Origin of the sequence: Blautia faecis (assembly GCF_027662325.1) — a bacterium.
GTDB classification, from domain to species: domain Bacteria; phylum Bacillota; class Clostridia; order Lachnospirales; family Lachnospiraceae; genus Blautia_A; species Blautia_A faecis.
The window spans coordinates 1-23803 of the sequence record NZ_JAQDKY010000050.1; the positions used below are offsets into that span (position 1 = coordinate 1).

32 protein-coding genes are annotated in these 23803 nt (G+C 42.6%); 24 read left to right on the plus strand and 8 right to left on the minus strand.

All coding sequences use genetic code 11. The features are described from left to right. The first annotated feature begins 157 nt into the window (after positions 1 to 157). The 8 genes from fba (at position 158) to PGQ38_RS17085 (ending at position 10848) form a co-directional block, all read left to right on the plus strand. Positions 158 to 1027 carry a class II fructose-1,6-bisphosphate aldolase gene (gene fba / locus PGQ38_RS17050; RefSeq protein ID WP_118581582.1) on the plus strand — a complete coding sequence of 290 codons (870 nt, stop codon included), beginning with the start codon at positions 158 to 160 and terminating at the stop codon, positions 1025 to 1027. 312 nt (positions 1028 to 1339) lie between these two features. Continuing rightward, the gene (locus tag PGQ38_RS17055) at positions 1340 to 2617 is read left to right on the plus strand and encodes an ABC transporter substrate-binding protein (protein ID WP_118581585.1); all 1278 of its coding nucleotides are present in this window, start codon (positions 1340 to 1342) and stop codon (positions 2615 to 2617) included. 194 nt (positions 2618 to 2811) lie between these two features. Further along, positions 2812 to 3666, plus strand: a complete 855-nt coding sequence (locus tag PGQ38_RS17060) for a carbohydrate ABC transporter permease (protein ID WP_118581588.1) — start codon at positions 2812 to 2814, stop codon at positions 3664 to 3666. Beyond that, entirely contained in the window at positions 3666 to 4502 is an 837-nt protein-coding gene (locus tag PGQ38_RS17065) for a carbohydrate ABC transporter permease (protein WP_118581591.1), read from the plus strand. The genes PGQ38_RS17060 and PGQ38_RS17065 overlap by 1 nt, the downstream gene beginning before the upstream one ends. Before the next feature lie 215 nt (positions 4503 to 4717). Further along, positions 4718 to 6319 (plus strand): response regulator transcription factor, encoded by a 1602-nt coding sequence (locus PGQ38_RS17070; RefSeq protein WP_270432785.1) that lies wholly within the window; start codon positions 4718 to 4720, stop codon positions 6317 to 6319. Continuing rightward, positions 6210 to 8111: a cache domain-containing sensor histidine kinase gene (locus PGQ38_RS17075; RefSeq protein WP_226837566.1), complete on the plus strand. Its 1902-nt coding sequence runs from the start codon at positions 6210 to 6212 to the stop codon at positions 8109 to 8111. Before PGQ38_RS17070 ends, PGQ38_RS17075 begins: the two co-directional genes overlap by 110 nt. Beyond that, on the plus strand, positions 8095 to 9942 hold the full coding sequence (locus PGQ38_RS17080; RefSeq protein WP_204453365.1) for a sugar ABC transporter substrate-binding protein: 1848 nt from the start codon (positions 8095 to 8097) through the stop codon (positions 9940 to 9942). Before PGQ38_RS17075 ends, PGQ38_RS17080 begins: the two co-directional genes overlap by 17 nt. A 3-nt stretch (positions 9943 to 9945) precedes the next feature. Next, positions 9946 to 10848 (plus strand): radical SAM protein, encoded by a 903-nt coding sequence (locus tag PGQ38_RS17085; protein WP_195478292.1) that lies wholly within the window; start codon positions 9946 to 9948, stop codon positions 10846 to 10848. Between the two features lie 222 nt (positions 10849 to 11070). On the opposite strand, the gene PGQ38_RS17090 is transcribed toward PGQ38_RS17085, so the two are convergent. From PGQ38_RS17090 to PGQ38_RS17100, 3 genes are all read right to left on the minus strand, one after another. Then, positions 11071 to 11649 carry a manganese catalase family protein gene (locus tag PGQ38_RS17090; RefSeq protein ID WP_226815746.1) on the minus strand — a complete coding sequence of 193 codons (579 nt, stop codon included), beginning with the start codon at positions 11647 to 11649 and terminating at the stop codon, positions 11071 to 11073. Positions 11650 to 11721: 72 nt separating this feature from the next. Beyond that, entirely contained in the window at positions 11722 to 13149 is a 1428-nt protein-coding gene (locus PGQ38_RS17095; RefSeq protein WP_270432788.1) for a recombinase family protein, read from the minus strand. 233 nt (positions 13150 to 13382) lie between these two features. Further along, positions 13383 to 13802 carry a TIR domain-containing protein gene (locus PGQ38_RS17100; protein WP_270432791.1) on the minus strand — a complete coding sequence of 140 codons (420 nt, stop codon included), beginning with the start codon at positions 13800 to 13802 and terminating at the stop codon, positions 13383 to 13385. Between the two features lie 31 nt (positions 13803 to 13833). Here PGQ38_RS17100 and PGQ38_RS17105 point away from each other — a divergent pair, with 31 nt between their 5' ends. Continuing rightward, positions 13834 to 14016, plus strand: a complete 183-nt coding sequence (locus PGQ38_RS17105; RefSeq protein WP_270432792.1) for a hypothetical protein — start codon at positions 13834 to 13836, stop codon at positions 14014 to 14016. Here the strand turns inward: PGQ38_RS17105 and PGQ38_RS17110 are convergent. From PGQ38_RS17110 to PGQ38_RS17130, 5 genes are read right to left on the minus strand one after another with little or no spacing between them, the layout of a single operon-like run. Continuing rightward, complete coding sequence (locus PGQ38_RS17110; protein WP_270432793.1) at positions 14009 to 14455, minus strand: DUF4231 domain-containing protein; 447 nt, start codon at positions 14453 to 14455, stop codon at positions 14009 to 14011. The genes PGQ38_RS17105 and PGQ38_RS17110 overlap by 8 nt on opposite strands. A gap of 24 nt (positions 14456 to 14479) precedes the next feature. Continuing rightward, a complete protein-coding gene (locus PGQ38_RS17115) occupies positions 14480 to 14947 on the minus strand; it encodes a hypothetical protein (protein ID WP_270432794.1) in 468 nt (155 codons plus the stop codon). A 34-nt stretch (positions 14948 to 14981) separates the two neighbouring features. Next, positions 14982 to 15260 carry a DUF4160 domain-containing protein gene (locus tag PGQ38_RS20210; protein WP_270432796.1) on the minus strand — a complete coding sequence of 93 codons (279 nt, stop codon included), beginning with the start codon at positions 15258 to 15260 and terminating at the stop codon, positions 14982 to 14984. After that, entirely contained in the window at positions 15244 to 15534 is a 291-nt protein-coding gene (locus PGQ38_RS17125) for a hypothetical protein (protein ID WP_270432799.1), read from the minus strand. Before PGQ38_RS17125 ends, PGQ38_RS20210 begins: the two co-directional genes overlap by 17 nt. 58 nt (positions 15535 to 15592) lie before the next feature. Continuing rightward, entirely contained in the window at positions 15593 to 16060 is a 468-nt protein-coding gene (locus PGQ38_RS17130; RefSeq protein WP_270432801.1) for a helix-turn-helix domain-containing protein, read from the minus strand. Positions 16061 to 16231: 171 nt separating this feature from the next. Between PGQ38_RS17130 and PGQ38_RS17135 the strand changes: the two genes are divergently transcribed. From PGQ38_RS17135 to PGQ38_RS17205, 15 genes are all read left to right on the plus strand, one after another. Then, positions 16232 to 16450 (plus strand): helix-turn-helix domain-containing protein, encoded by a 219-nt coding sequence (locus PGQ38_RS17135; RefSeq protein WP_270432803.1) that lies wholly within the window; start codon positions 16232 to 16234, stop codon positions 16448 to 16450. 761 nt (positions 16451 to 17211) lie between these two features. After that, positions 17212 to 17415 carry a hypothetical protein gene (locus tag PGQ38_RS17140; RefSeq protein WP_270432805.1) on the plus strand — a complete coding sequence of 68 codons (204 nt, stop codon included), beginning with the start codon at positions 17212 to 17214 and terminating at the stop codon, positions 17413 to 17415. Positions 17416 to 17620: 205 nt separating this feature from the next. Next, on the plus strand, positions 17621 to 17806 hold the full coding sequence (locus tag PGQ38_RS17145) for a hypothetical protein (protein WP_270432807.1): 186 nt from the start codon (positions 17621 to 17623) through the stop codon (positions 17804 to 17806). Beyond that, positions 17799 to 18182 carry a hypothetical protein gene (locus PGQ38_RS17150; RefSeq protein ID WP_270432808.1) on the plus strand — a complete coding sequence of 128 codons (384 nt, stop codon included), beginning with the start codon at positions 17799 to 17801 and terminating at the stop codon, positions 18180 to 18182. Before PGQ38_RS17145 ends, PGQ38_RS17150 begins: the two co-directional genes overlap by 8 nt. A gap of 44 nt (positions 18183 to 18226) precedes the next feature. After that, entirely contained in the window at positions 18227 to 18397 is a 171-nt protein-coding gene (locus tag PGQ38_RS17155; protein ID WP_270432809.1) for a hypothetical protein, read from the plus strand. Between the two features lie 22 nt (positions 18398 to 18419). Beyond that, positions 18420 to 18578, plus strand: a complete 159-nt coding sequence (locus PGQ38_RS17160; protein ID WP_270432811.1) for a hypothetical protein — start codon at positions 18420 to 18422, stop codon at positions 18576 to 18578. 118 nt (positions 18579 to 18696) lie between these two features. Then, entirely contained in the window at positions 18697 to 18945 is a 249-nt protein-coding gene (locus PGQ38_RS17165) for a hypothetical protein (RefSeq protein ID WP_270432813.1), read from the plus strand. Between the two features lie 86 nt (positions 18946 to 19031). Further along, a complete protein-coding gene (locus tag PGQ38_RS17170) occupies positions 19032 to 19178 on the plus strand; it encodes a hypothetical protein (protein WP_270432815.1) in 147 nt (48 codons plus the stop codon). Positions 19179 to 19342: 164 nt separating this feature from the next. Continuing rightward, complete coding sequence (locus PGQ38_RS17175) at positions 19343 to 20104, plus strand: rolling circle replication-associated protein (protein WP_118581623.1); 762 nt, start codon at positions 19343 to 19345, stop codon at positions 20102 to 20104. A gap of 4 nt (positions 20105 to 20108) precedes the next feature. After that, a complete protein-coding gene (locus PGQ38_RS17180) occupies positions 20109 to 20504 on the plus strand; it encodes an RNase H family protein (protein ID WP_270432818.1) in 396 nt (131 codons plus the stop codon). 5 nt (positions 20505 to 20509) lie between these two features. Then, entirely contained in the window at positions 20510 to 22660 is a 2151-nt protein-coding gene (locus PGQ38_RS17185; protein WP_270432819.1) for a hypothetical protein, read from the plus strand. 79 nt (positions 22661 to 22739) lie between these two features. Then, on the plus strand, positions 22740 to 23000 hold the full coding sequence (locus tag PGQ38_RS17190) for a hypothetical protein (protein ID WP_270432822.1): 261 nt from the start codon (positions 22740 to 22742) through the stop codon (positions 22998 to 23000). Beyond that, a complete protein-coding gene (locus PGQ38_RS17195; RefSeq protein WP_270432823.1) occupies positions 22991 to 23257 on the plus strand; it encodes a hypothetical protein in 267 nt (88 codons plus the stop codon). The genes PGQ38_RS17190 and PGQ38_RS17195 overlap by 10 nt, the downstream gene beginning before the upstream one ends. A 54-nt stretch (positions 23258 to 23311) precedes the next feature. Beyond that, positions 23312 to 23560: a hypothetical protein gene (locus PGQ38_RS17200; protein ID WP_270432826.1), complete on the plus strand. Its 249-nt coding sequence runs from the start codon at positions 23312 to 23314 to the stop codon at positions 23558 to 23560. A 37-nt stretch (positions 23561 to 23597) separates the two neighbouring features. Continuing rightward, a partial coding sequence (locus tag PGQ38_RS17205; RefSeq protein WP_270432828.1) for a hypothetical protein occupies positions 23598 to 23803 on the plus strand: 206 nt, incomplete at its 3' end.

Here is a 23803-nt window from a genome sequence, read left to right on the forward strand (position 1 = left end):
TCTTGCAGAAAGCTTTTTTCAAATACGCTCCAGGTGAATGAAAAAAGAATCAATAACTCATTTTTTTTGCAAAGAGGTAGACGAATGGGGAAAAATCTGCTAAACTACAGACAATGGAAATAGTTAAGGTGTTTCCAAAGATAGGAGGAATTTTATCATGTATGAGTTAGTTAATGCAACAGAAATGCTGAAAAAAGCAAAAGCTGGACATTATGCAGTAGGTCAGTTCAATATCAACAACCTTGAGTGGACAAAGGCTATCCTGCTTACAGCACAGGAACTGAACTCCCCGGTTATTCTGGGCGTTTCCGAAGGCGCTGGTAAGTACATGGCTGGTTATAAGACCGTTGTTGGAATGGTTAAAGGTATGATGGAAGAGCAGAAGATCACTGTTCCGGTTGCACTTCACCTGGATCACGGTTCATATGAAGGATGCCTGAAATGTGTTGAGGCTGGATTCTCATCCATCATGTTCGACGGTTCTCATTACCCGATCGAAGAGAACGTTGCTAAGACTAAAGAACTGGTTAAGATCACAAGAGAGCATGGAATGTCCTTAGAGGCAGAGGTTGGCTCCATCGGTGGTGAGGAAGATGGCGTTATCGGTATGGGCGAGTGCGCAGATCCTAAGGAATGCAAGATGATCGCTGATCTTGGTATCGATTTCCTGGCAGCAGGTATTGGTAACATTCATGGTAAATATCCAGCTAACTGGAAGGGCTTAAGCTTTGAGACTCTGGATGCAATACAGCAGCTTACAGGTGATATGCCGTTAGTACTTCACGGTGGTACAGGTATTCCTACAGACATGATCAAGAAAGCTATCGACCTTGGAGTTTCCAAGATCAATGTTAACACAGAGTGCCAGCTTTCTTTTGCAGAAGCTACACGTAAATACATCGAGGAAGGCAAAGATCAGCAGGGTAAAGGATATGACCCACGTAAGCTTCTTGCACCTGGCTTCGATGCAATCAAGGCTACTGTTAAAGAGAAAATGGAAATCTTCGGATCCGTTGGAAAAGCTTGAATATGATTTTTCTCCGCACATGCGGAAAGAGAAAGGGGACTGCGCAAGCAGTCCTCTTTTGCATATATGAGATGTTTCACAGACTGCTTTTTCCAATAGGTTCTGGCTTGTGACCCGAATTATTATTCAAAGTCTGGATCTGATAAAAATTGTAATGTTTTGTACAAGTTGCGACAAAATGTCCATATTCAAATATCACTCTCTAAAAAAATGAACATGTTTCTTGATTTTTTATCATGGTTTTTTAACAGAAAAATCAGTATTATATAAACATCTTAAGAAACGGTTCTCAAAGAAAAGGAGAGTAAAATTATGAAGATGAGAAAAATCGCAGCAATGGGACTTAGCGCAGTTATGGCAGCTTCTATGGTACCGGCATTACCGGTTATGGCTGATGATGCAGCTGGAAAGGTTTACTACTTAAACTTCAAACCAGAGCAGGATGAAGCATGGCAGAACCTGGCAGCAAAATATACAGAAGAGACAGGCGTTCCGGTAACAGTTGTTACAGCAGCTTCCGGACAGTATGAGACCACACTTCAGTCTGAGATGGCTAAGAGCGATGCTCCTACACTTTTCCAGGTAAATGGACCAGTAGGACTTAAGAACTGGAAGGATTATTGCTATGATCTGTCCGGATCTGATATCTATTCACAGCTTACATCTGATGCTTACACTGTAAAAGACGGTGATGCAGTTGATGGTATCGCATACGTAATCGAGTCCTATGGACTGATCGTAAACAAAACCTTACTGGAAAAAGCTGGTTACACAGTAGATGACATCAAGAGCTTTGATGATCTGAAGAAGGTTGCTGATGACATCCAGGCAAGAAAAGATGAGCTTGGAGTAAAAGGTGCTTTCACAAGCGCTGGTATGGACGGATCCTCTGACTGGAGATTCAAAACACACCTTGCAAACCTTCCAATCTACTATGAGTATCAGGCAGATGGCATCGATGATACAGATGCAATCAAGGGAACATACCTTGATAACTATAAGAACGTATTTGATCTTTACATTACAGATTCTACCTGCGATGGAGCAGAGCTTTCTGCTAAGACAGCAGATGACTCCCGTAACGAGTTCATCAACGGAGATGCAGTATTCTATCAGAATGGTTCCTGGGAATATGGCGAACTGTCCAAGACATACAGTGATGACGAGTTGGCTATGATCCCGATTTACTTCGGTGTTGATGATGAGAATGAAGGCCTTGCAACCGGTACAGAGAACTTCTGGTGTGTAAACAAAGAAGCTTCCGAGGAAGATATCCAGGCAACACTTGATTTCATGAACTGGTGTGTAACTTCTGAGGATGGAACAAAGGCTATGTCAGAAGATATGGGCTTCACAATTCCTTTCAAAACAGCACAGGAATCCACAAACGTATTTGTAAAACAGGATGCAGAGTATACAGCAGCTGGTCTTACACCTGTATCATGGAACTTCACAACAATGCCATCTGAAGAGTGGAAGAACGGTCTTGGTACAGCACTTACATTATATGCAGCAGGAAGCGGTTCCTGGGATGATGTAGTTTCCGCATTCGTTGACAATTGGGCAACTGAGAAAGCTCTTTCCGAATAATCGTAACAGGTAATAAATTTCTTTCCAACAGCATATAATATGTCCGGAAGAAATTCAGGACATAATATAGAATGGTGAACAGGGTGGGGAGGCGAAATACAGCCTCCCCATTTTAATTGGAAAATGATGTAATGTTTTTGGGCGGCGGATAGCCTTCCGCAAAGGTGTCATAACAGGAAAAGGAGGAGTGAAAAATGGTAGGAAAATCTCTGAAAAAATGGTGGCCGGTATTTGTTCTGCCAACATTGGCTGCATTTATTATCGGTTTCTTATGGCCGTTTATCTGGGGTATTTATCTTTCATTTTGTAAATTTTCAACTGTAAAAGATGTAGTCTGGGTTGGACTTTCCAACTACCAGAAAATTTTTATCGGCGGTGACTTCAGTCATGCATTCTGGCTGACCGTTGTATTCGCATTTGTTTCCAGTATTCTGATCAATGTGCTGGCATTTTCCATTGCACTGGCTTTGACAAAAGGATTCAAAGGAACAAACGTGTTCCGTACTGTATTCTTCATGCCGAACCTGATCGGTGGTATTGTACTTGGTTATATCTGGCAGACACTGTTAAACGGTCTGCTTTCCATGTGGGGACAGCCTCTTCTGAAGTTGTCTGCAACAAATGGTTTTATTGGAATGATCATTCTGTTGTTATGGCAGCAGATTGGATATATGATGATCATTTATGTGGCTGGTCTTAATAACGTATCTCCGGATCTGATTGAGGCCGCACAGATTGATGGCGCAACCGCAACACAGATCCTGTTTAAAATCAAGATTCCGATGATCATGCCATCTGTTACAATTTGTACATTCCTTACTCTTACAAACGGATTCAAGATGTTCGACCAGAACCTTTCCCTTACAGGCGGAGATCCTGGAAAACAGTCACAGTTACTGGCACTGAACATTTACGATACATTCTACGGACGAAGTGGTCCTGCATGGAAGGGTATCGGTCAGGCAAAAGCAGTTGTATTCTTTGTACTGGTTGTTGCGATCGCATTGATCCAGCTTCGTGCAACATCATCTAAGGAGGTGCAGGCATAATGGCAGATAAGAAAAAAAGTATTATCCCAACTATAATTCTTTCTATAATTTCAATTATCTGGATCTACCCGATTGTTATGATCCTGTTTAACTCCTTAAAAGTGGAGTCCGCAATTACTACATCTGGTGTTTTCCAGTTTCCTACATCTGAGACCTGGAACGGAATCCAGAACTTTATAGCCAGCGTCACACAGATGGATTTCCTGAAATCCTTCTGGTACAGCCTTGTGATCTCAGTTATGTCTGTTGTTTTGATTCTGCTTTGCTGTTCCATGTGCGCATGGTACATTGTACGTGTAAACGGCTTGCTTTCCAAGGTTCTGTATTACCTTTGCGTATTCAGTATGGTTGTTCCTTTCCAGATGGTTATGTTTACCCTGGCAAAAACAGCAGATACTTTGAAACTGAATAATCCATACACCATTTGCATTGTTTACCTTGGATTTGGTGCCGGACTTGCAGTATTTATGTTTACCGGTTTTGTAAAAGGAAGCCCGCTGGAAATTGAGGAAGCTGCCATGATTGATGGATGCAGTCCTCTGCAGGTTTTCTTTAAGATCTTGATTCCGATTTTGAAACCAACCATTATCTCTACTGCAATTCTGGAGCTGATGTGGGTATGGAACGATTACCTTCTTCCAACACTGGTTCTGGATATTAAGAAGTATAAAACAATTCCAATGGCAATCCAGTATTTCCGTGGAAGCTATGGTCATGTGCAGATGGGACCGATGATGGCAAGTATTATGATCGACATTATCCCGATTATTGTTGTATATCTGGTTTGCCAGAAATATATTATCGAGGGAGTTGTTGCAGGTGCAGTTAAGGGTTGATTTCTTTGGGTAAAAGAACGGTTTTTACCTGAGAAATTTGGAGATTATTCCCTTTTCAATATGATACCAGAATGTTAAAATAAAGATAGTTCTTTGCAGAGATGCGAGGGGCTATCTTTATCTTTATATAAGATTTCATGTGCGCCAGACAGAAAAAAAGAGGCAGAAGCAACAGGCGATATGAAATTTCTGGCTTTTCTGACAGGCGGACATAAATGACAGTTGGAAGAGTTGTCCCGGTGTTAAATATAATAAAAGATCGGAGTACCAATATGTACAGAGTTTTGATAACAGACGATGAGAAAATTGAGCGGGAGGGAATTAAATTCCTTCTGGCACAGGAAGAGGGAGAATACGAGATCCATGAGGCTGCCAATGGCAGGCAGGCACTGAATGTATTGCGAAGTGAAGAGATTGATTTTCTTTTAACAGACATAAAAATGCCTCATATGGACGGTCTGGAGCTGGCTAGCAAGGTCAGAGAAGAGTATCCCAATCTTCCAATTGTAATTTTTAGTGGATACAGTGATTTCGCTTTTGCCCAGGAAGCTATGCGTTACGGAGTGAAGGATTACGTGCTGAAGCCGGTTGATCCGGATACCTTTCATACAACTATCGGGAAAGTAAAAGCAGAGCTTCAAAGTATCCGGTCCAAGAAGCAGAAGGAAGAGAAAGGGAAGAATTTTCTTCTTCAGTATTTTCTTCAGACTTACCTGTATTCCGGAAATGAAGAAGTGTTGAAAAAAGCTGGGGAGATTTTAGATGAATCTAACTGGGAGCAGTGGCACTGTGCGATTCTTATCGAATCAGATAAGGCATTTTTTGATAATGTTCCAGATAATATTGATGAGGAACTGATGCAGGGATTGCACCGGAATTTCTTTTACCTGAATCTGAATACCAGACAGTCTGTGCTGTTTTTTTCTGATGTGTACTGCGATTATCAGCTGGTTGCCAAGCATTTATATGACATTTTGAAGCAGAATTACTCTGCAAGTTTTCACCTTGCAGTGAGCAGCCGGTTTGAAGGGCATGAGGCGCTGCCTGAAATTATGTCCCAGTTGGAGCAGACCATGGAGGAGAAATTTTATCATCCAGATGTGCATGTGTTTAATAATGAGGCCTCTGACAGCCAGCCGGTGAATGCGGAGACACAGGATTCTCGTCTGATAGAGAAGATTTCCGAAGACATTTCCCGCAAAGATGTGGAGCAGCTGAAGAAGCATTTTGAGTGTCTGGTGAAGAAATATGAGAATGATACCCGTTTCTCTGCCATGTATGTGAAATTTGTTTTTTCCAATGTGATCCAGGAGCTTTTTCAGGAAAATCAATTCTCTGAGGAGCGGAAGCTGGATCATGAGGTAGAGCGGCTGTACAGTTGTACCAATCTGAAGCAGATCCTTGCAATCACCCAGGAGAATATTAAGGAGTACGAGGAGTTTCTGGAGCGTTCCATGAGTGATTCCAGAGATGAAGTTGCTTCTGTGAAGAATTATATTTACCAGCACTATGCGGAGGATTTAAGTCTTGAGACATTGGCGGAGAAGGTGTATTTGTCTTCTGGCTATCTCAGCTTTATTTTTAAAAAAGAGACTGGTATGAACCTGAACCGCTTTATACGTGTGGTTCGGATGGAAAAGGCGAAGGAGCTTTTGTGTAATTCTAATATGAAGGTGGCACAGGTCAGTGAACAGGTAGGAATCCCCAATGTTTCTTATTTCTGCAGAAGTTTCAGGGAATATTATGGAAGCAGCCCGGAGTCCTATCGGAAAGGAACCGGTGAAGAGGATGAAAATACCGGCAGTCATAAAGAATAAATTTGAGAATATGAAATATCGTCATAAGCTGACTATTCTTCTTGTGACAGCCAGCCTGGTTCCCATGATCCTGCTTGTATTGTATAGTCATGACCGCATGAGCAGTCTGCTCCGGGAAAAAGAAATGGAGGATATGTCTTCCATTCTGGAACAGACCGGAGAGGGAATCGACAGCCAGATAGAAGTTTTTTCCAGTCTTCTGAATTATCTCACTTATTCCCCGGATATTGAGGATCTGATCACTGAGAAAAATATGGATAATTATCAAGCGTATATAAAATATACAGAAGTAGCAGATCCTCTTTTGTCTGTACCAAAGTCTTATCATGATGCCATTATACAGATCCAGTTGTTTGCAGAAAGCATTAAAGTGCGCCATGAGTATACACTTGTGCCTTTGTCAGAGGTGGATAAGGAGTGGTGGTATGACAAACTGGAAGAGGATGTGTCTGTGCAGTGGGTGGTGGACAGCCAGATACCGGAGATTGCAGCTGTAAGGCGGATTTATACTGGCAGAGAGCAGACAGCAGTTCTTTGCGTTACACTGGATTATAATAAGATTTTTCAGCCCTTTGAAAAGATTATTTCTGCAGAATCCGGGGGCATGATCCTGGATAAAGGGGGAAATGTTCTGTTTCAGAAGGAAATGCTGGGTGAAAAGGAAGAAAAGGATTCGGGAGAGGCTGTCTCCAGGGAGTTTCTGGAGTCCGGGCAGGGAGATTATGCTTTTGTAAACCGGAAGAACGCGGCTTGCGGATGGATTTTTTATCTGTATAAGCTGCAATCAGCAGTGGACAGCTCTGTGTCAGGAATCCTGGTCAGCGAGATTCCCCTGATTGCGGCCTGTGTAGCCATAATTCTGGTGTTGGGACTTTCTTTTTCCAGACTTTTTACCAGAAAGATTGAGGAGCTTACCGATAACATGAACCGGGTAAACCAGGGGAGCCGTGAGGTTACGGTGGACAGCAATGCTGGAGATGAAATTGGCCTTCTGGTGCGCAGCTTCCGAAGCATGATGGACGAGATCAATCGTCTGATCCATGAGGTTTATGAGAATAAGATTGCGTTGAAAGAGTTTGAACTGAAGGCACTGACTGCCCAGATCAACCCTCATTTTTTGTATAACTCCCTGTCTGTTATCAACTGGATGGCTATTCGAAGCAATCAGAGGGAAATCAGTAAGGTTACTTTGTCCTTATCTATGTTCTACCGGACTGCTTTGAGTAAGGGGCAGGATATGGTAACTGTGGATAACTGTATTCAGAATATTAAGGCGTATCTGGATATCCAGCTGGTGATGCATGACAATGATTTTCAGGTGATCTGGGACATTGACCCGGAGGTGAAAGGAGATATTGTGCCTAAATTGCTGCTGCAGCCTGTTGTGGAGAATGCATTGGAGCATGGGCTGGACATGAAAGAAGAAGGAGAGAAGATTCTGAAACTGTTTTTTGTAAAGGACGGTGAGGATGTGCTTCTTGCTGTGGAGGATAATGGACCAGGAATGGAACAGGAAGAGGCAGATAAGCTGGTAACTTACAAGGCTTCCGGATATGGTCTTAAAAATGTCAATGACAGAATGCAGCTTCTTTATGGGATGGAGTACGGAATCAAGGTGTTTAGCCAGATTGATCAAGGTACCAGGGTAGAAATGAGAATTCCAAGAGAAAAAGCGGATGAGGAGGCTGTGGCAGCCGGAGAGTTTTCTACGAAAAAGTTTTTGCAGGAACCGGAAGAAGACACAGAGGACACAACAGGAAAGAAAGGTGGAAAAAGTGAAGAAAAAAAATAGAATTCTGGTATTGGGACTGACTTTTTCCATGTTGATTTCGTCTGGTTCATTGACAGGCTGTGATAGCGCAGCTGGAAATATGGGAAAAAAGACAACGGGTGTGGAATACGAAGAAGCAGATTATGAGCTTTCTGAGGAATCATGCAGTGATTCCGGAATTGATGCAGCTGACCCAGGCACTGTAGACAACGAGACGGAAAAGACAGCAGAAAACAGAACGGATGCAGAGAAAAGTACAGAAACAGAAGAATCCCAGACAGATAATTCTACAGATAGCGGATTGTGGAAAAAAGCTTCCACAACTCCGTATGGAAAGTACCCGGAGCTTGTGACTTATACTTTAGGACAGATGAGCGGTGCCAATAATTCCAATCTTCCAGCAGGAAATACCTACGAAGACAGCGCTTATACCAGATATCTGAAAGAGATTCTGAACGTGCAGAATGAAAATGCCTATATGGAGCGGGAGGATCGCTACGACGAGTATGTGAATGTGCTGGTAAATGATCACACTTTGCCGGATGTACTGGTGGTTTCAGACAGGGAGACTTTAAATGTTCTTGTGGAAAATGACATGGTGGAGGATCTGACTGAGGTTTATGCAAACTGTACCTCCCCGAGAATCAAGGCCATGTATAACAGCTATGGTCCCCAGCTTCTCGGTGCAGGAACCTTTGATGGTAAGCTGATGGCGCTTCCGGAAGCAGTAATCGACCACGGTCCCTGTCTTTTGTGGATGAGAAAGGACTGGATGGATCAGCTGGGTCTTGCAGAGCCAGAGACTCTGGAAGAGGCTATGGATATTATCCAGGTTTTTCAGGAAAACAGGATGGGAGCAGAGGAAGGGGAAGATCCTGTGGGACTTGTGTGTGATACCAATTTTGTGTCTACTACCAGTCAGAATTATTCGGTGGAACCTGTTTTTGAGAAATTTTATTCTTATCCAAGAAGATGGATCAAGGACAAAGACGGGGAAATTGTCTATGGTTCTTTGACAGAGGAGACCAGATCTGCCGTTGCTTATTTGCGTGAGCTATATGAAAGAGGAATACTGGATCAGAACTTTGCCCTGCGTGCTCAGAATAATCTCCGTGATCTGGTAGTGGAAGGTAAATGCGGTGCGTTTTTTGGACTTTGGTGGGCACCGAATAATCCGCTTATGGATGTGGCTGAGAATGATCCGGAAGCAGACTGGGAGCCTTATTACCTTACTGCTGAATACCAGGAAAAAGATAACGTTTATGCTTCTTTTCGGGACAACAAATATGTGGTTGTGAGAAAGGGTTACGAACATCCGGAAATTGTAATGAAAATTATCAGTGTTCTGTTTGATTACAGCCGGTTCGAAGATGAGGAAAATGCGGATGAGATCAACAGCTATTTTGCTTTGAATGTGGACCCTACAGCCAGACCGCTGGTTATTAATGTGGATTATAATGAGGCAATTTATAATGTTACGAAGGATATCAGGAGAGTAATGTCCGGCAAGCAGAAGGCAAGTAATTTAAGCGCACTGGAGAAGTCTTACTATGATGCCTGTATGAAGTATTTGAGCGGGAAAAATGTAACTGTAGAGGACTGGGCTGCGTACAAGTCCAGAATTTCAGCAGTGGGCGTGCTGGTTGACGGCCATTATAGTTCGGTGCGCAGAACATATCTGGTTGATTCGGATGGAGAGATTCCCAACATGCTTGCTTCCCTGGAGAAAAATGCCTTTATTCAGATGATCATGGGAGAGCAGCCCATGGATTACTTTGATACCTTTGTGGAAGAGTGGTATGACCAGGGGGGAAGGGAACTGACCGAGAAGATCAGAGAGGAGAATTCGTAATTTATGCGAGAAGAATTATTTAAGAATTGTACCTTATGCCCCCGGAAGTGTAATGTGAATCGTCTGGAGGGCAAAAGAGGATATTGTGGCATGGACAGTACTATAAGGGCTGCCCGTGCCGCTCTTCATATGTGGGAGGAACCTTGTATTTCAGGAAAAAAAGGATCAGGGGCTGTTTTTTTCTCTGGCTGCGGCTTGCGGTGCTGTTTCTGCCAGAACCGGGATATTGCCATTGGGGATTCTGGAAAAGAAATTTCAGTGGAGCGGCTTGCTGAAATTTTTCTGGAATTGCAGGAAAAAGGGGCGGCAAATCTGAATCTGGTCACTGGGGCGCATTATGTGCCGCATATTATTTCGGCGTTGGAGCTGGCCAGAGGAAAGGAAATGAATCTTCCAGTCGTGTACAATTCCAGTGGGTATGAGAGCGTGGAAACTATCCGGAGACTGGATGGTTATGTGGATGTATATCTGCCAGATATGAAATATATGGAGCCTGAATTGGCTGCTGCTTTTTCCAACGCAAGGGATTATCCGCAGGCGGCGCAGAGTGCAATTGCCGAAATGATGCGTCAGACCGGTCCCTGTCAGTTTGCGGAGGATGGATATATAAAACGCGGGACAATTGTTCGTCATCTGATTTTGCCAGGGCATACCAAAAATTCTATTGCAGTATTGAAATATCTGTACCGGACTTATGGGGAGGATATTTTTATCAGCGTAATGAACCAATATACGCCTGTCTGGAAGAATGAGAAATTTCCGGAACTGAATCGGAAAGTGACCAGACGAGAGTATGAAAAGGTGTTGGACGCTGCCATTGAGCTTGGAATCGAAAATGGCTATTTTCAGGAAGGGGAGACTGCGGAGGAAAGTTTTATACCGGCGTTTGATTATGAAGGGGTATGAAAGAAAAAGTATTATGCACGAATCCGATGATATAGTTCCAGAGGATATTTGTGGTGACTTTGAAGTTGAGTAAACGAACAATTGGTATGGGGAGAAAAAGCCTGCTGACTACTGTTTTGAAGCTGCCCAGCAATTGCCGGGCAGTATTAGAGCGTGTTTAAAAAAGGTTTTCTGTGAGATGTGTATTGCTGTTACGGTTATCTTTATGACCAGCAGCATATGCTATTTTGCTTCAGGTGCACAGCTTGCAGAGCAGGGATTGTCAAAGCCTGGATTGAAAGCGTAGAAGTTTTTAGCATCCAACTGTTCCTGGATGGAGCGAAGTGCTTCACCAAATCGCTGGAAATGTACCACTTCCCTTGCACGCAGGAAACGGATAGGATCAGCAACTTCCGGGATATTTCGTACTACACGGAGAATATTGTCATAAGTGGAGCGTGCTTTCTGTTCTGCTGCAAGGTCTTCAAATAGATCCGTGATTGGATCACCTTTACTCTGGAATTCGCAGGCATTAAATGGAACACCCCCTGCTGCCTGTGGCCACACGCCAACTGTGTGGTCAATATAATATGGTCCCAGCCCGGAATTCTCAATTTCTTCCATAGTGAGGTCACGGGTAAGCTGGTGAACCATGGTGGAAACCATCTCCAGATGTGCCAGTTCTTCAGTACCGATATCATTAAGCACAGCTGCAGAGGTTCGGTTCGGCATGGTAAAGCGCTGGGAGAGATAGCGCATAGAAGCACCGATTTCTCCATCCGGGCCACCGGAGTCCGATACCCTATAATAGATAAAATTCACTTGTTTTTTGGAAAAAAGTTAAATCTGAATTAAGAAATAGTACAATCGTAACCTGTGAAAAATTGATATGTCTTAGATGATAATATCAAAATACACCATTTCAGCCTCTTTGTCAAATACAATCTGATCGACTATAGTTCGAATAAAGTTCCCTTTTGTACTACTTTCGGCAGCAGGATCCAGGAGAACATCATACACACTTCGAATCTGCGAAAGGACATTATCCCTGGATAGATCTTCTGGTTTTTGTACTTCCAGTTCCTTGATATTCTCTAAAAGAGATTCCCTTTGTTTCTGCAGTCTTATCTTGTTTTCTTTGTATTCTTCCAAAGTATCAATCTCATTTTCATAGGCAAGCTTAATTCGCAGCTCCCTGGTTGAAAGTCTGGCCAGTTCCTGCTTCAGCTGTTCCAGTTCCTCATTTTGCGCCGGCGCAGTTATTTTGGGGACATACTGAAAATCCGCGCCATCCAGAAGCTGCTTCAGGTAATCAATGACAAGCTGCTCCATTTTCTTTACTGAGATGGCCACGGAGGTTTTGTGATAACCCTTTGCGTATTTCCAGCACTGAAAGTAAGGACAGGCTCCGGATCCGGTGTAGGAGAGGGTGGCGCCACAGATGGAGCATTTGATCAGACCGGAAAGCCAGTGCTTACAGGTGGAGGCATTCCGGTGTTTTGCTGGTCTTCGTCTGGCATCCATAAGCTTGATGCGCTTGTCAAGCTGTTCTGTGGTATAACGTGCTTCATGGGTTCCCTCAAAAGTCTGTCCATTCCAGTTTACAATGCCGGCATAAAAGGGATTGCGCAGGATATAGTCAATATTGCGCCGTTCAAACAGATTTCCCCGCTTGGTCCGGTAGCCCAGAGCATTACATTTTCTGGCGATGGCAGTGGTGTCCTGGCAGTAATCATCATACTGGGACATGATGTAAGAGACAATTTTGAATTCCTTTTCATTGATCTTATATGGTTTTCCGTCCCCGACTGCATCATATCCAAGGGGGGGAGAAATCTGGTACCCCTGTTTTAATGCCTTTTCGCCCATGCCGCGGAGCACTTCTCCGGACAGGCGGATAGAGTAGTATTCATCCATCCATTCAATAATACGCTCGATTAGGCTGCCGAATGGTCCGTCTATAACTGGCTCAGACACGCTAATCACGTCCACACGGTCCTTTTTCAGCATACTCTTATAAACGATGGATTCCTCCTGGTTGCGGGCAAATCGGCTGAATTTCCACACCAGGATCACATCATAGGGATGTTCCGGGGACTTGGCCTGTGCAATCATTCGCTGGAATTCTTTTCGCTTCTTCACATTACGTCCGGAGACACTCTCCACAAACACGGCGTCCTTCTGGACCACGATTCCATTACTCTTGGCATAGTCCAGGAGCAGACGCTTCTGCGCGTCCGGAGACAGCTCATCCTGCTCATGGGTGCTGACACGGATATACAGTGCTCCCATGCGCAGATCATCAGATTTTTGTTCGGTCATGGTATCACCTCGATTATAATTATGTAAAAATAAGTATAAAAATAACAGCCAGCGCGAACAAAGGTTCCGCTTGCATGGCTGCCCCGAAGATGATACAATATTTTTGCTTAAATAGTGTCTCTTCGGAGATCTGAATCGGTTCGGTGTTGGTAGCACTGGACCGGTTTTTTTTGACTTATATATAAGTTGAAATTATGAATACAAAATGATATAATTAAATATACTTATTAATACTATACATATTTTCTAATAGCTTGAACGATAGATTGAGTGTTCCAACCAACTAATTCCGTAGAACTGTTTTGTACATATTGTGGAATTTGTTGTTGTCCCCAAGGGATGATGCCTAAAACAGGCTTTCCCATTCGTTTGGATTCATCAATTTCATATTTCATCCAGTCGCTATAAGCACCATACATTCCTGATATAACCAGAGTGATTTGAGCTGGTTTGATCTTATTAGTAATTTTTTGAGCGATATCGTAGGATGTATATGGTGTGCCATATGGAAAAAGTGGTTTTTCTTTTGGAGCAGAATAGTTATAATAAGAAAAATACGGTGCATTATTTAGCAGAGTAATTAAACTGTCATAAGCAGATCCGTATTTCCATGCGTGACTGATAAAAATTCGATAATCATATAAATTAGGCATAAAAACTCCTTTCTTTTCACGAGGTGATAGTATGAAATTTAGAAAAAAACCGATAGTAATAGAAGCATATCAAACTGACAAGGAACTTATTATTCAAACACTGGAAGGCCCTTTACGTGCAGCTCCTGGGGACTGGATTATTACTGGTATAAGAGGAGAACAATATCCATGTAAACCAGATGTGTTTGAAAAAACATATGAATGCGTTATGTAGATGTAGTGTTCTTTGTTGATTCAATTGATGCATTTATCTTCCATTGGCTATTCTCAGAAGAAATAATATCTTCGATGTTTTTGACAAAAAGGTTATTAATAGTTTCTTCGGTTGGGTTATAAGGGCTGGATTGGGTTAGATACAAGTATTTATGATATTTTAACAATTCACATGTTGTACGATATTCAATCCAGTTTTCATGCCATTTGAATAATTTAGAAATGGTTTCAATTATAGCAATAATGGCACCCAAAATTCCAACGATGATTGCAATAGTAATACAATCCGTAGCATAGCCGGACAATAGTGGAATAGTAGCAGCAATAATTATTTCAGCGACTTGAAAAATCTTGTACATCTTTTGAGCGTGCTGAGATTTTTGGCTATACCACTGAATTTGATTATTAAGTCGTTCTTCAATATACTGGTTAATGTCCAATGTTTTATCACCTTCTTTCGTTGATTATTCAGCAGCAACTGTTTTCATCACCGTAAATGCAGGCTCAAAGAAGATTATGTAATTATCCAAGGTAGCATAAACCCCATGTATGGAATGATAACAGTCCAGCGCTTCTTTCAAGTATTCCGCAGTCGCATCCAGATACTCAGCCATCTCATACAAACTCCGGCATCCAGCTTCATAGGCCTGTACAATCCCAATCAGCCCAATCTTAAGATTATATCCGTAAAGCCGCGCCCTGTATTCCTGCTTGCGGTTCATAACATCATTCTGATCAAGAATGTTTCCAACAGTGGTGTAGTGGTGACCAAGCTCTTCTGCCAGGATGCAGGACTTTTCTGCCTTGGTGGGAAGTGAACGGTTGATAGCAATCCGATTTTTGTATATTCGCCCACCATAACCCGGAATATTTTTCTCTTTAACAATCAGATGTTCCGAATCGGATATAGTTAATAATTCTTCATAAGTCAAGTGAAATCATCCCCTTTCTAAAGGGCTTATCAAATTAGCAGTAGTAACTGATCCGATGGAATGTTGAATACCAAAGATCGAGAATATCTTTGCTTCGTGCTTCAATAGTCTGCATAATAAAACGAAGTTGTTTATCTGGAATTTTTGATTTATTATGACAAAGAAGACAGCCTCCATTACGTGTAATCCATATTTTCGTAGCGGAGGGCGAAGGAATACCCTGGCATACATGGACATGTACTGGCTCTAAGGGATCATTTTCGTTTACCCAGAAATATACGATATAAGAACCGATTTTAAAAACTCGAGGCATTATCCATTCCTCCTTCAAAGCCGCCTTCGCGTGCCAATTGCATGATTATGTGAGCAACAGATGCTAAATAATCTTGAAAGTATTTGATTTCTTCATCTGAGAAACCTTCGATATTCTCCCACTTGTAATCGGGCAACCAGCAGGAAGCAGAATGGAAACCTCCATGGACTGGTTTTTCTATACGAACTTCAACCTGTTCACGTCCATCTTTTTCAAGAGATTCTGAATGGACGATTTCGGTATTGTCGTTAAGTGTCATAAATGGATACATCATAATAAAAACCCCTTTCTAATAAAAGATATATATAGATTTAATTATAACTCCGACTTTTTTATTCCCATTCGCTATCATCGAACATAATGTCATCCGCGTGTTTCTTTTCCTCTTCAGTTGCGTTCCTATCATTTGCAGCATCCGGCAGCAGTTCTTCCTCCATCTGTTGGGTGGAGAGAAGTGTCTTGGAGTAGGTGAGAACTCGCTGCTGGTTGTTGGAAGAGAGCTGAAGGAATATTTCGTTAAGTTCTTTTTGATTATTATCTGGTTTATCAGAAACAGTCCAAGGAATATTTCTATCCTCAATATTGGATTTAATGCACTGACCTTCCCAGCCCATTAGATCTGCGGGAGTTGTGTCTAAGGCTTTTGCTAAGGGTTCCAATACTGGCGTTGGCATATTTTCAATATCCCCATTTTCATATCTATATATGGTGGCACGTGATTTTCCGATTTTTGCACCTAAATCATCAGCTGACAATCCAAGCTCTAATCTTCTTTGCTTAATTCGATCTCCAGTATTCATAAACAGATACCTCCTATGCAGATACAATAACACATATTTCGCAAATTTGCAACAAATAAAAGAAAAAACAAAAATAAATTCTCAAATATGAGAAAATAGGATTGACAAAAGCAATAGATGATGGTATTGTCAATATAGTCGCAGATATGAGAAAAAAGAAAGGAGAAGAAAGTGGTTAATACAAATAAATTAAAAGGTAAAATTGTAGAGTGCGGCTTAAATATTTCTGAGCTTGCTGAGCTGATTGGCATTGATAAGGCTACATTATATAGGAAAATTAATGCCAATGGTCAAACGATAACAATCAAGGAGGCAGATATGATATCGAAAGAATTAAAACTTTCGAAAGAAGAAGTGAATGATATTTTTTTTAGTCAATTTGTCGCATAAATGAGACTGAAGCAAACTAAAAAGATCCTGGAAAGGAGGCGGTGTAGGTGAGAAAAACATTGGCTGTAATTATTATTGTGGCAATGCTTGCATTGGCGATACTGAAAGTAATGGCACTAGCAAACATTGCCATGATGTGATTATGGAATAAAAAACTATTCCTAGAGATGCGAAAGGAACATGAGCACATGAAATATATTATCCGAAGCTATCAACCTTTTATAGAGAAGAGAACCCGTACACTGATTGGCGCATTAAAACAGAAACGAGAAATTATGGCGGCTGGTTCTGACTATTGCGACATTATTAGAATACCGTTTTCAAGAAGATATCCAGATTTTCCGATATGGTTTTCAATAATTTCGCTGATACTTGTAACACTTTTTCAAACATTGGATTAGTGTACACGTCGTAACCACTAAGTAAAGCTAAAATTGAAATTATAACTGGAATCCAAAAACGAAAGTTACTGCGTCTTTTATATCGAAGATACATTTTAGCTTTTTCACTTAAAACATAGCGGTCTTTGTTACGCGGATCATGCTCTAAAAGGGAATAGTAGAGCAAAACATGATACTTCCTATGCGACCGCACAGAGGATTTCGAAATTCCTAAGAGCTGTATTTTTCGAAGCATAAAGTTCTGTTTGATAGAAAATTGAAGTTCAGTGTGAGATGTAGACATAGTATTTTTCCTTTCTGTGAGTAGAGACATGCCAGTACCCTGTAATTAAAGGATAGGAAAAATTAGGAGAAAAGTCAATGGCATTTGGAGAAGTAACAGGAAAGGAGATGAGAAAAATCACATTTATTACAATCTTTCTGGTTTTATTTTTTAATATTGGGGCCTGTATTTTATATGCTGAATCATATAGAACAGCCGGACTTATATTAAAGGGACTGGGAGATGGCATTTCTTTAATATACATTTGTACTCAAGCAATATTGATGTTGTCATGTCATTAAACATTTGGAGAAGTAACAGAAAGGAGAAGGAGATGAAAAAGCATGATAGACATTCTAAAAGAATCTGCAATTCCCACCATTTGTGGAATTATAGGAAGTTTTATAGGCATGGGAATTGCTGAGCTGCTAGGAATATTGTGATTAAGGTCGTAATGATAGCAATAACAATTGGTAAAACAATTTGAGTCAAGGAGTGTAGGGGAAAATGGCAATTATTGGAGCAAGTATTTTAGCGTCAGTGATCACTACTAAAATATTAGCCACTTACTATTTCAAAAAGGTAGATGGCTATGTTAAAGAGATGTGTGAAATGACAATTAAGAGTAATAAGGATACGTTATCTATTTTACGCAACACAGTTCGAGACATTTCGACAGAAAGAGGTGATTGAAATAGTTAACTGTAGCACTGAATTAAATGCATTCTTAAGTTTTCTTCGTACCTGTGAAGAGTCTAATCGGCTGGCAATTCTCACAGAAAATGATATGGATCGCCAGACACAGGATATTTTACATAATATCGAGCTCAACGAAAACAGCCAGTATGACTATATCTGTCAGGGATTTACCTTGCGGGATATACGCCGTAAGCGGAGAAATGCAAAAGACATAAAAGAAGCAACAGCTCTAATCTGTAGCTGGATGAAAGAGAACCGAAAGGTGATCAGTGATCTGGAACGGCTGCTTGGAGATGTAAGAAAACAGGAGAAACAAGCTCAGAACCGGTCGTACACAAACCGGACAGGGGTTATGAAAAAGCTGAAGTAACTCCGTACAACCATAATCCATACCATAGTAACGGGGAGGTGATTGTGATAGGAATCAAATTTACTCGCAGATTTATCATAGACGGCGTGCCATACAGGATAGATCAGCTTCCAAAAGCGCAGGTGACGAAGGAACAGGCACTGAAAACTGAAGCGGAGCGAGTTGATCTGGCAATGGCTATATATAATTTCGAAAGAAAGAAGGCTGCCGGATAAGGCAGCTGAAAGGAGACAAGCTGTGAAGCGTAACATAATCATATCATCCATCATAGGCACCCTTGCTACATACCTGCCATTCTGGCAGTGGGATGGACTGCAGGTAGCAGGAGCAATGGCATTATCAATGCTTGCGTGGATGCTGATACAGGGCACAGAGCCAGAAGGGAAGAGAACATGAGCGTTGGTGAATTAGTCGCGTTAGGAATTTTAGTTGTAATCTGGATTCACTCATTACTGAAAAATTAATGAGCAGCAATGTAGCCCAAAAGAAGATCCAAGCAGGAAGGGAGGAGGCCATGATTTTAGAAAAAATGATAGATGAGTTGTATGAGCTTTCGAAGAAAGCTATAGCAAGCGGAATCCATGTAAGTTTCGAAATAGGATTAGCTGGATATCCATGCCGGGTTTGGGTGGAGAAACCAACAGAAAACAAAATGACTACTTATGATATCTATCGTGACAAAGCATTGATGGAAGAATCCGTTAAAAACTACGAAGCAGCTAAGGAACACCTTACACAGTTGTTAAAAGAAAATGGATCCTGAGAGTAGCAGCTCATCAAGATCCGGTGTCCAATGGACAAAAATAGTTTATCACCCTCTTATTGTAAAGGGAACATGGAGAAATGTCAATGGAAGACCAGAAGGAGAAAAAGCTGATGTGGATTATAAGGTTTTCAGATAATTCTCTCAGAAGTTGTTATGGGACAAGAAGTGAAGCTGAAGCAATAGCTAAAGAACTGTGTGTTCTGAAGGGCGGAGGTTATATAATTGCATAAAAAATGACCCATGTATTACGAGTACATGGGTCAATGACTATCCGCCACCTGGATAAAACGTCTGTAAATACTATACCATCCAGGCGGCAGAAAGTCAAGAAAACAGGGGCAAAAATCCCCTGTTTCGAACTTGATAAAGATATTAAAGTTAGGAGCTTAATGGAATGGGAACCAAGCGTAAAACCTGGTATCTGCGTAAGAAGGATATCCTGTATGTAGAAGAAAACCATGACGGAAGGTACGGAGCTCCAGGAGAGAAACGAAAGCCGAAGCGGAAACCTACCCCGGAGGATATCCAGAGGGTAAATGCCTGGAAGAAGGAAAAGGGTGCAAGGCTTCTTCTGATGGAGTACTTCTCCCCTGGCGATCTCTGGGCTACATACACATACCGGCCCGAGATCAGACCGCCGGACATGGCAACAGCAATGAAACAGTTTCGCCAGGCAATGGACAAGCTGAAGAGAATATACAAGAAAAGAGGACGGATGCTCTACTGGATCCGGAACATTGAAAGAGGAACCAAGGGAGCCTGGCACATTCATTTTGTAATAAACGATATCGGAGATACTGCCAGCCTCATAGAAAGAGTCTGGCAATATGGCGGCGTATTTGTGACACAGATCCGCAAGAGCATGTGCCCGGAAGAAGATTTTAAAAGACTGGCAGCCTATCTTACAAAAGATGAAAATACCAGGGAAGAGAAAAAAGATGGTACTCCGGCAAAGCCCAGACTTCGGGAAGCAAATTACAGCCATTCCCGGAACATGCCTCTTCCGGAACCGAAACCAGAGAAGCTGAAACGATGGCAAAAGGACCTGAAACCAAAGAAGGGTTATTACATAGCAGAATCATTTGAAGGAATCAATCCGGTAACCGGTTACAAATACCGCCGTTACACTATGATCCGGCTGAACAGGAGGATTTAAAGACATGGGAGCACAGACTGATATTTACATATACGTTTCCTCCAAGGCCCCGACACCGAAGGAAGCGAAATACTACTACAAGGTGACCTGCAAAGGACAGTACCGCCAGGGCTGGGGCAGACAGCCAGAAAAGACCACCGGACACCAGCTGGCCATGTGTGCCGCGATTGCTGCATTTAGGCATCTGATACGCCCAGCGGTCGTAACAGTCCATACAAACTGCAGTTACCTGGCAACTTATCACAAATATGCAAAGAGATGGCAACAGAACGGCTGGAAGAAAGAGACTGGCGAACCAGTGAGAAATGCAAAACTTTGGGAGCTGCTTTTGAAGCTGGAAGCCATGCATGCGGTGAGCTACCGCTACCATCGGGTAATGCCAAAAGAAGAGGAGGTTTAGGAAAAATGTCGGAATATCAATTGACCCTGCAGGGGTATGAGGAAGCAAAGAATTCGATTAAAGAAAACTTATATGGGATAGGCAAGAGCTTTGTGATGATCGGATGGCAGCTGAAAAGAATCGAAGAATCCGGAAGATACCGGGAAGACGGCTACAGCTCCATAGCTGAATTTGCTAAAGCAGAATACAACATGTCCGCGGACAGCGTGTCGAAGTATAAAAAAGTATACGAGACCTTTTCCGTTCCCGGGGACCGGCCGGAGATACAGGAAAGATACCAGAACTTTGAGTTTTCCAAGCTGGTAGAGATGCGCCAGCTCCCGGAAGAGGACCGGAACCACCTGCATCCGGAGACATACCGGGAAGATATCCGTGACCTTAAGGAATACAACAAGGAACAGGAGTCCAGCCCGGCAAAGCTTCTGAACTGGCAGCAGGAAGCCCAAAAGCAAGAGGAAATCTTAAAAGACACGATTAGGGAGTATTTCCGGAACAAGAAAAAGACCCTGAACAAACTGTACGCTAGCGAAGCCTATTCTTCCGGATCCATAAAGGAAATGGCGGATATCGTATACAAGGATAAAAGCACTTTTAAGACGGAAAACGCTTTTATCATGTTCCACAGGTATCCAACTCCCTTATTTGCAAAAATTGGTCAGAATGAAGCCGAAGAACTCACATGGGAAGACTTTTTACGTACCATGCGGGAACTCTTTGACCAGTATGCGTCTGGAAAACATACATACGAAGCTACTTTTGAGGAAGAATGTCAAGAAATGACAGTCGAAGAAGAAAATGGTTCAGAAAGGGAAAGTGCCGGTGCAAAAGACACGTTTGATAACGTGGAAAACGAACCCAAGAATGTGGAAAAAAGTCAAGAAACAGCACCAAAAAGTGGAATATTACACGAAAAACGCTTCCCGAACTGCATTTACAAGACAGAACAGGAGTGCACCGGTTCTGACTGCCAGGAATGTACCACCCAAAAAGACTGGATGAAAGAGAAAAAAGAGGAACGCCAGAAGGGAAAAGAGAACTATCCTCATTTTGACACGAACACCGTGTTCGACCCGACCACGGCGAGAATGGTAAGAAGCTTCCTTGACACTTGCTGTACCAGCACTCTCCCTTATGAAACAAAGAGATTCCGTGCAATGGGAGCAGAATTTGCAGTGGTACTTCGTCCTGGACGTGGCGCTTATGTATTTTATGACCAGTTTGGAAGGACCTTATGTTACATCTCCAAAGAGAGAATGGAAAAGGAGTACCAGGATTTTACCGAACAGCCAGAGGAATTTGCGCCGGCGCAACAGAAAAACGAGACACTTTCGGAGGTTGGCCGCTGCGCTTATGATTCCAGGAAAATCTGCACCTTGACAGAAGCACAGAAGCACATTCCGGGAAATGGAGAGAACTGCAGTATAAAATGCTGCTGGAACTGCACGAAACACGGAAACTGTAAGCTGGAATGCGACGCTTCGGCCAGCCGGGTATCAAACCAACAGGAAGAAGAGGAACAGATCCCGGGACAAGATAATATCATGAACCATCCGGAGTATCTGCCGGAACTTACGATAGAAGAAGCAGTAAAAGTACTCTGTGAAGAATATCCGGACATATTAAAAAACATTATGAGAGCCTGCAGAACGACAGATAATGATAGAGAAGCTGCAAGGAAGACACAAAAAATAATAGCCCCATATGGCTGCCATAGCCGCTGTGGAGGAAAAATTGATTATGATTTTCATGGATTTGCGGGTGGCGTGGAAATTAAAATGAACGGATCCAGGGTTCATTTGAAGTATGGACGCCTGATTGTTGAAGCGAAAAAAATATACGATCCATGGGATTCTAGATTTGACAGCGAGAAAGAATACGGCCAAAAGGCAGCAGAATCATCTCAAAACGCTGCCGGGAAGCAGCAGGAAGAAAGGCAGCAGCCCGAAGCCTGGCCGGAATGCCTGAAAGACATTCCAATTCCATCAAAAGCAATGATAGAAGATATTTTGGAGGAAGCAGAGGATGATATGAAGAACTTTCTTTCCATTGCGGATCAGGGGCTACCAGGGCGGACACTGCTTAAGTACCAGTTAATAACCGGCGGCTTAAGACTGATCAGAAACCTGGCGGAAGATTGTCAGGAAGAAACAAACTAGGGTGCAATCTGAATCACATATATATCACAATTTTACTTCCCTGCTCCAACCTGTTAAGGGGCAGGGGGAAAGGAGCAATATGGAAGATAAAATCGTAGAAGACATCGAACAGATAGACATGAGTGGGCTGGAACTACCCTCATTTGCTATATATAAAAATCCAACAGACTACCCCGGGAAGAGCGTAGCCAGGTTATTTGAAGGAGACAAGCCAACAAATGTTGTGCTTATAAAAAAGAATGTAAGGGAGCTTCATTCTATTTTTAGAGACCGGACCAGGCTGACTTTCTTTCCGCCATTGCCGGGTGATTCCGGGAATCTGGTGGGCGTATGGATGTAGGACTGAAATTCCCGAAAGGGAAAACAAAGAAAAAAAGAATCTCCCATCCGGCAAGCATCCTTGGAAGTCGGAAAGGAAGATGTTACCTGTGCGGACGGTACACACAGACCGAGGAGCATCATATTTTTGGCGGACCTAACCGAACATTATCTGAACAATATGGATTAAAAGCAGACCTGTGCCTGGAATGCCACCAGTTCGGAGCACATGCGGTACATAAAGACCAGGCGGTAATGGATGAGACAGGAAGCCTTTGAGAGCCAGATTGGCAGCAGGGAACAGTTCCGGAAGATATTCGGGAGAAACTGGCTATGACATTATATGAGATTACAGAAAACATAACAGAAGAGCCGGAAGAGGCTGTAACCATAAAGGAAGCATCTAAAAGGCTGAACCGGACAGTCGGGAGTCTGTACGGTGCCGCAGCCGAGGGAAGACTGATAAACGGCAGATACTATCTAAGAGCCGCAGACCGGACACTCAGCAGAAACAAAGACCGGAACCTGCTCCTGGAATACGATCTGGTCCGGCAGAGGCTGCTGAAGAAGGGCAGAGGATAATCAAAATGAATGCCTAATAACGAAGAGGTGAAAGAGTATGACCAGAGCAGAAAGAAGGCGCCAGGCAAGGATGCAGGAAAAATGTCAGGTGCCATTAAACCTTAATCTTACAGTGGCCCAGGTATCAGGGATGACCGGGCAGCAGGCTTCTATATTGCAAACATACCTGAAAAGGATGGAACAGCAGACAACAGAAGCTGCAACAGACGCTGTGATCAGAGAAGCCCAGGAAAAACTGGAACG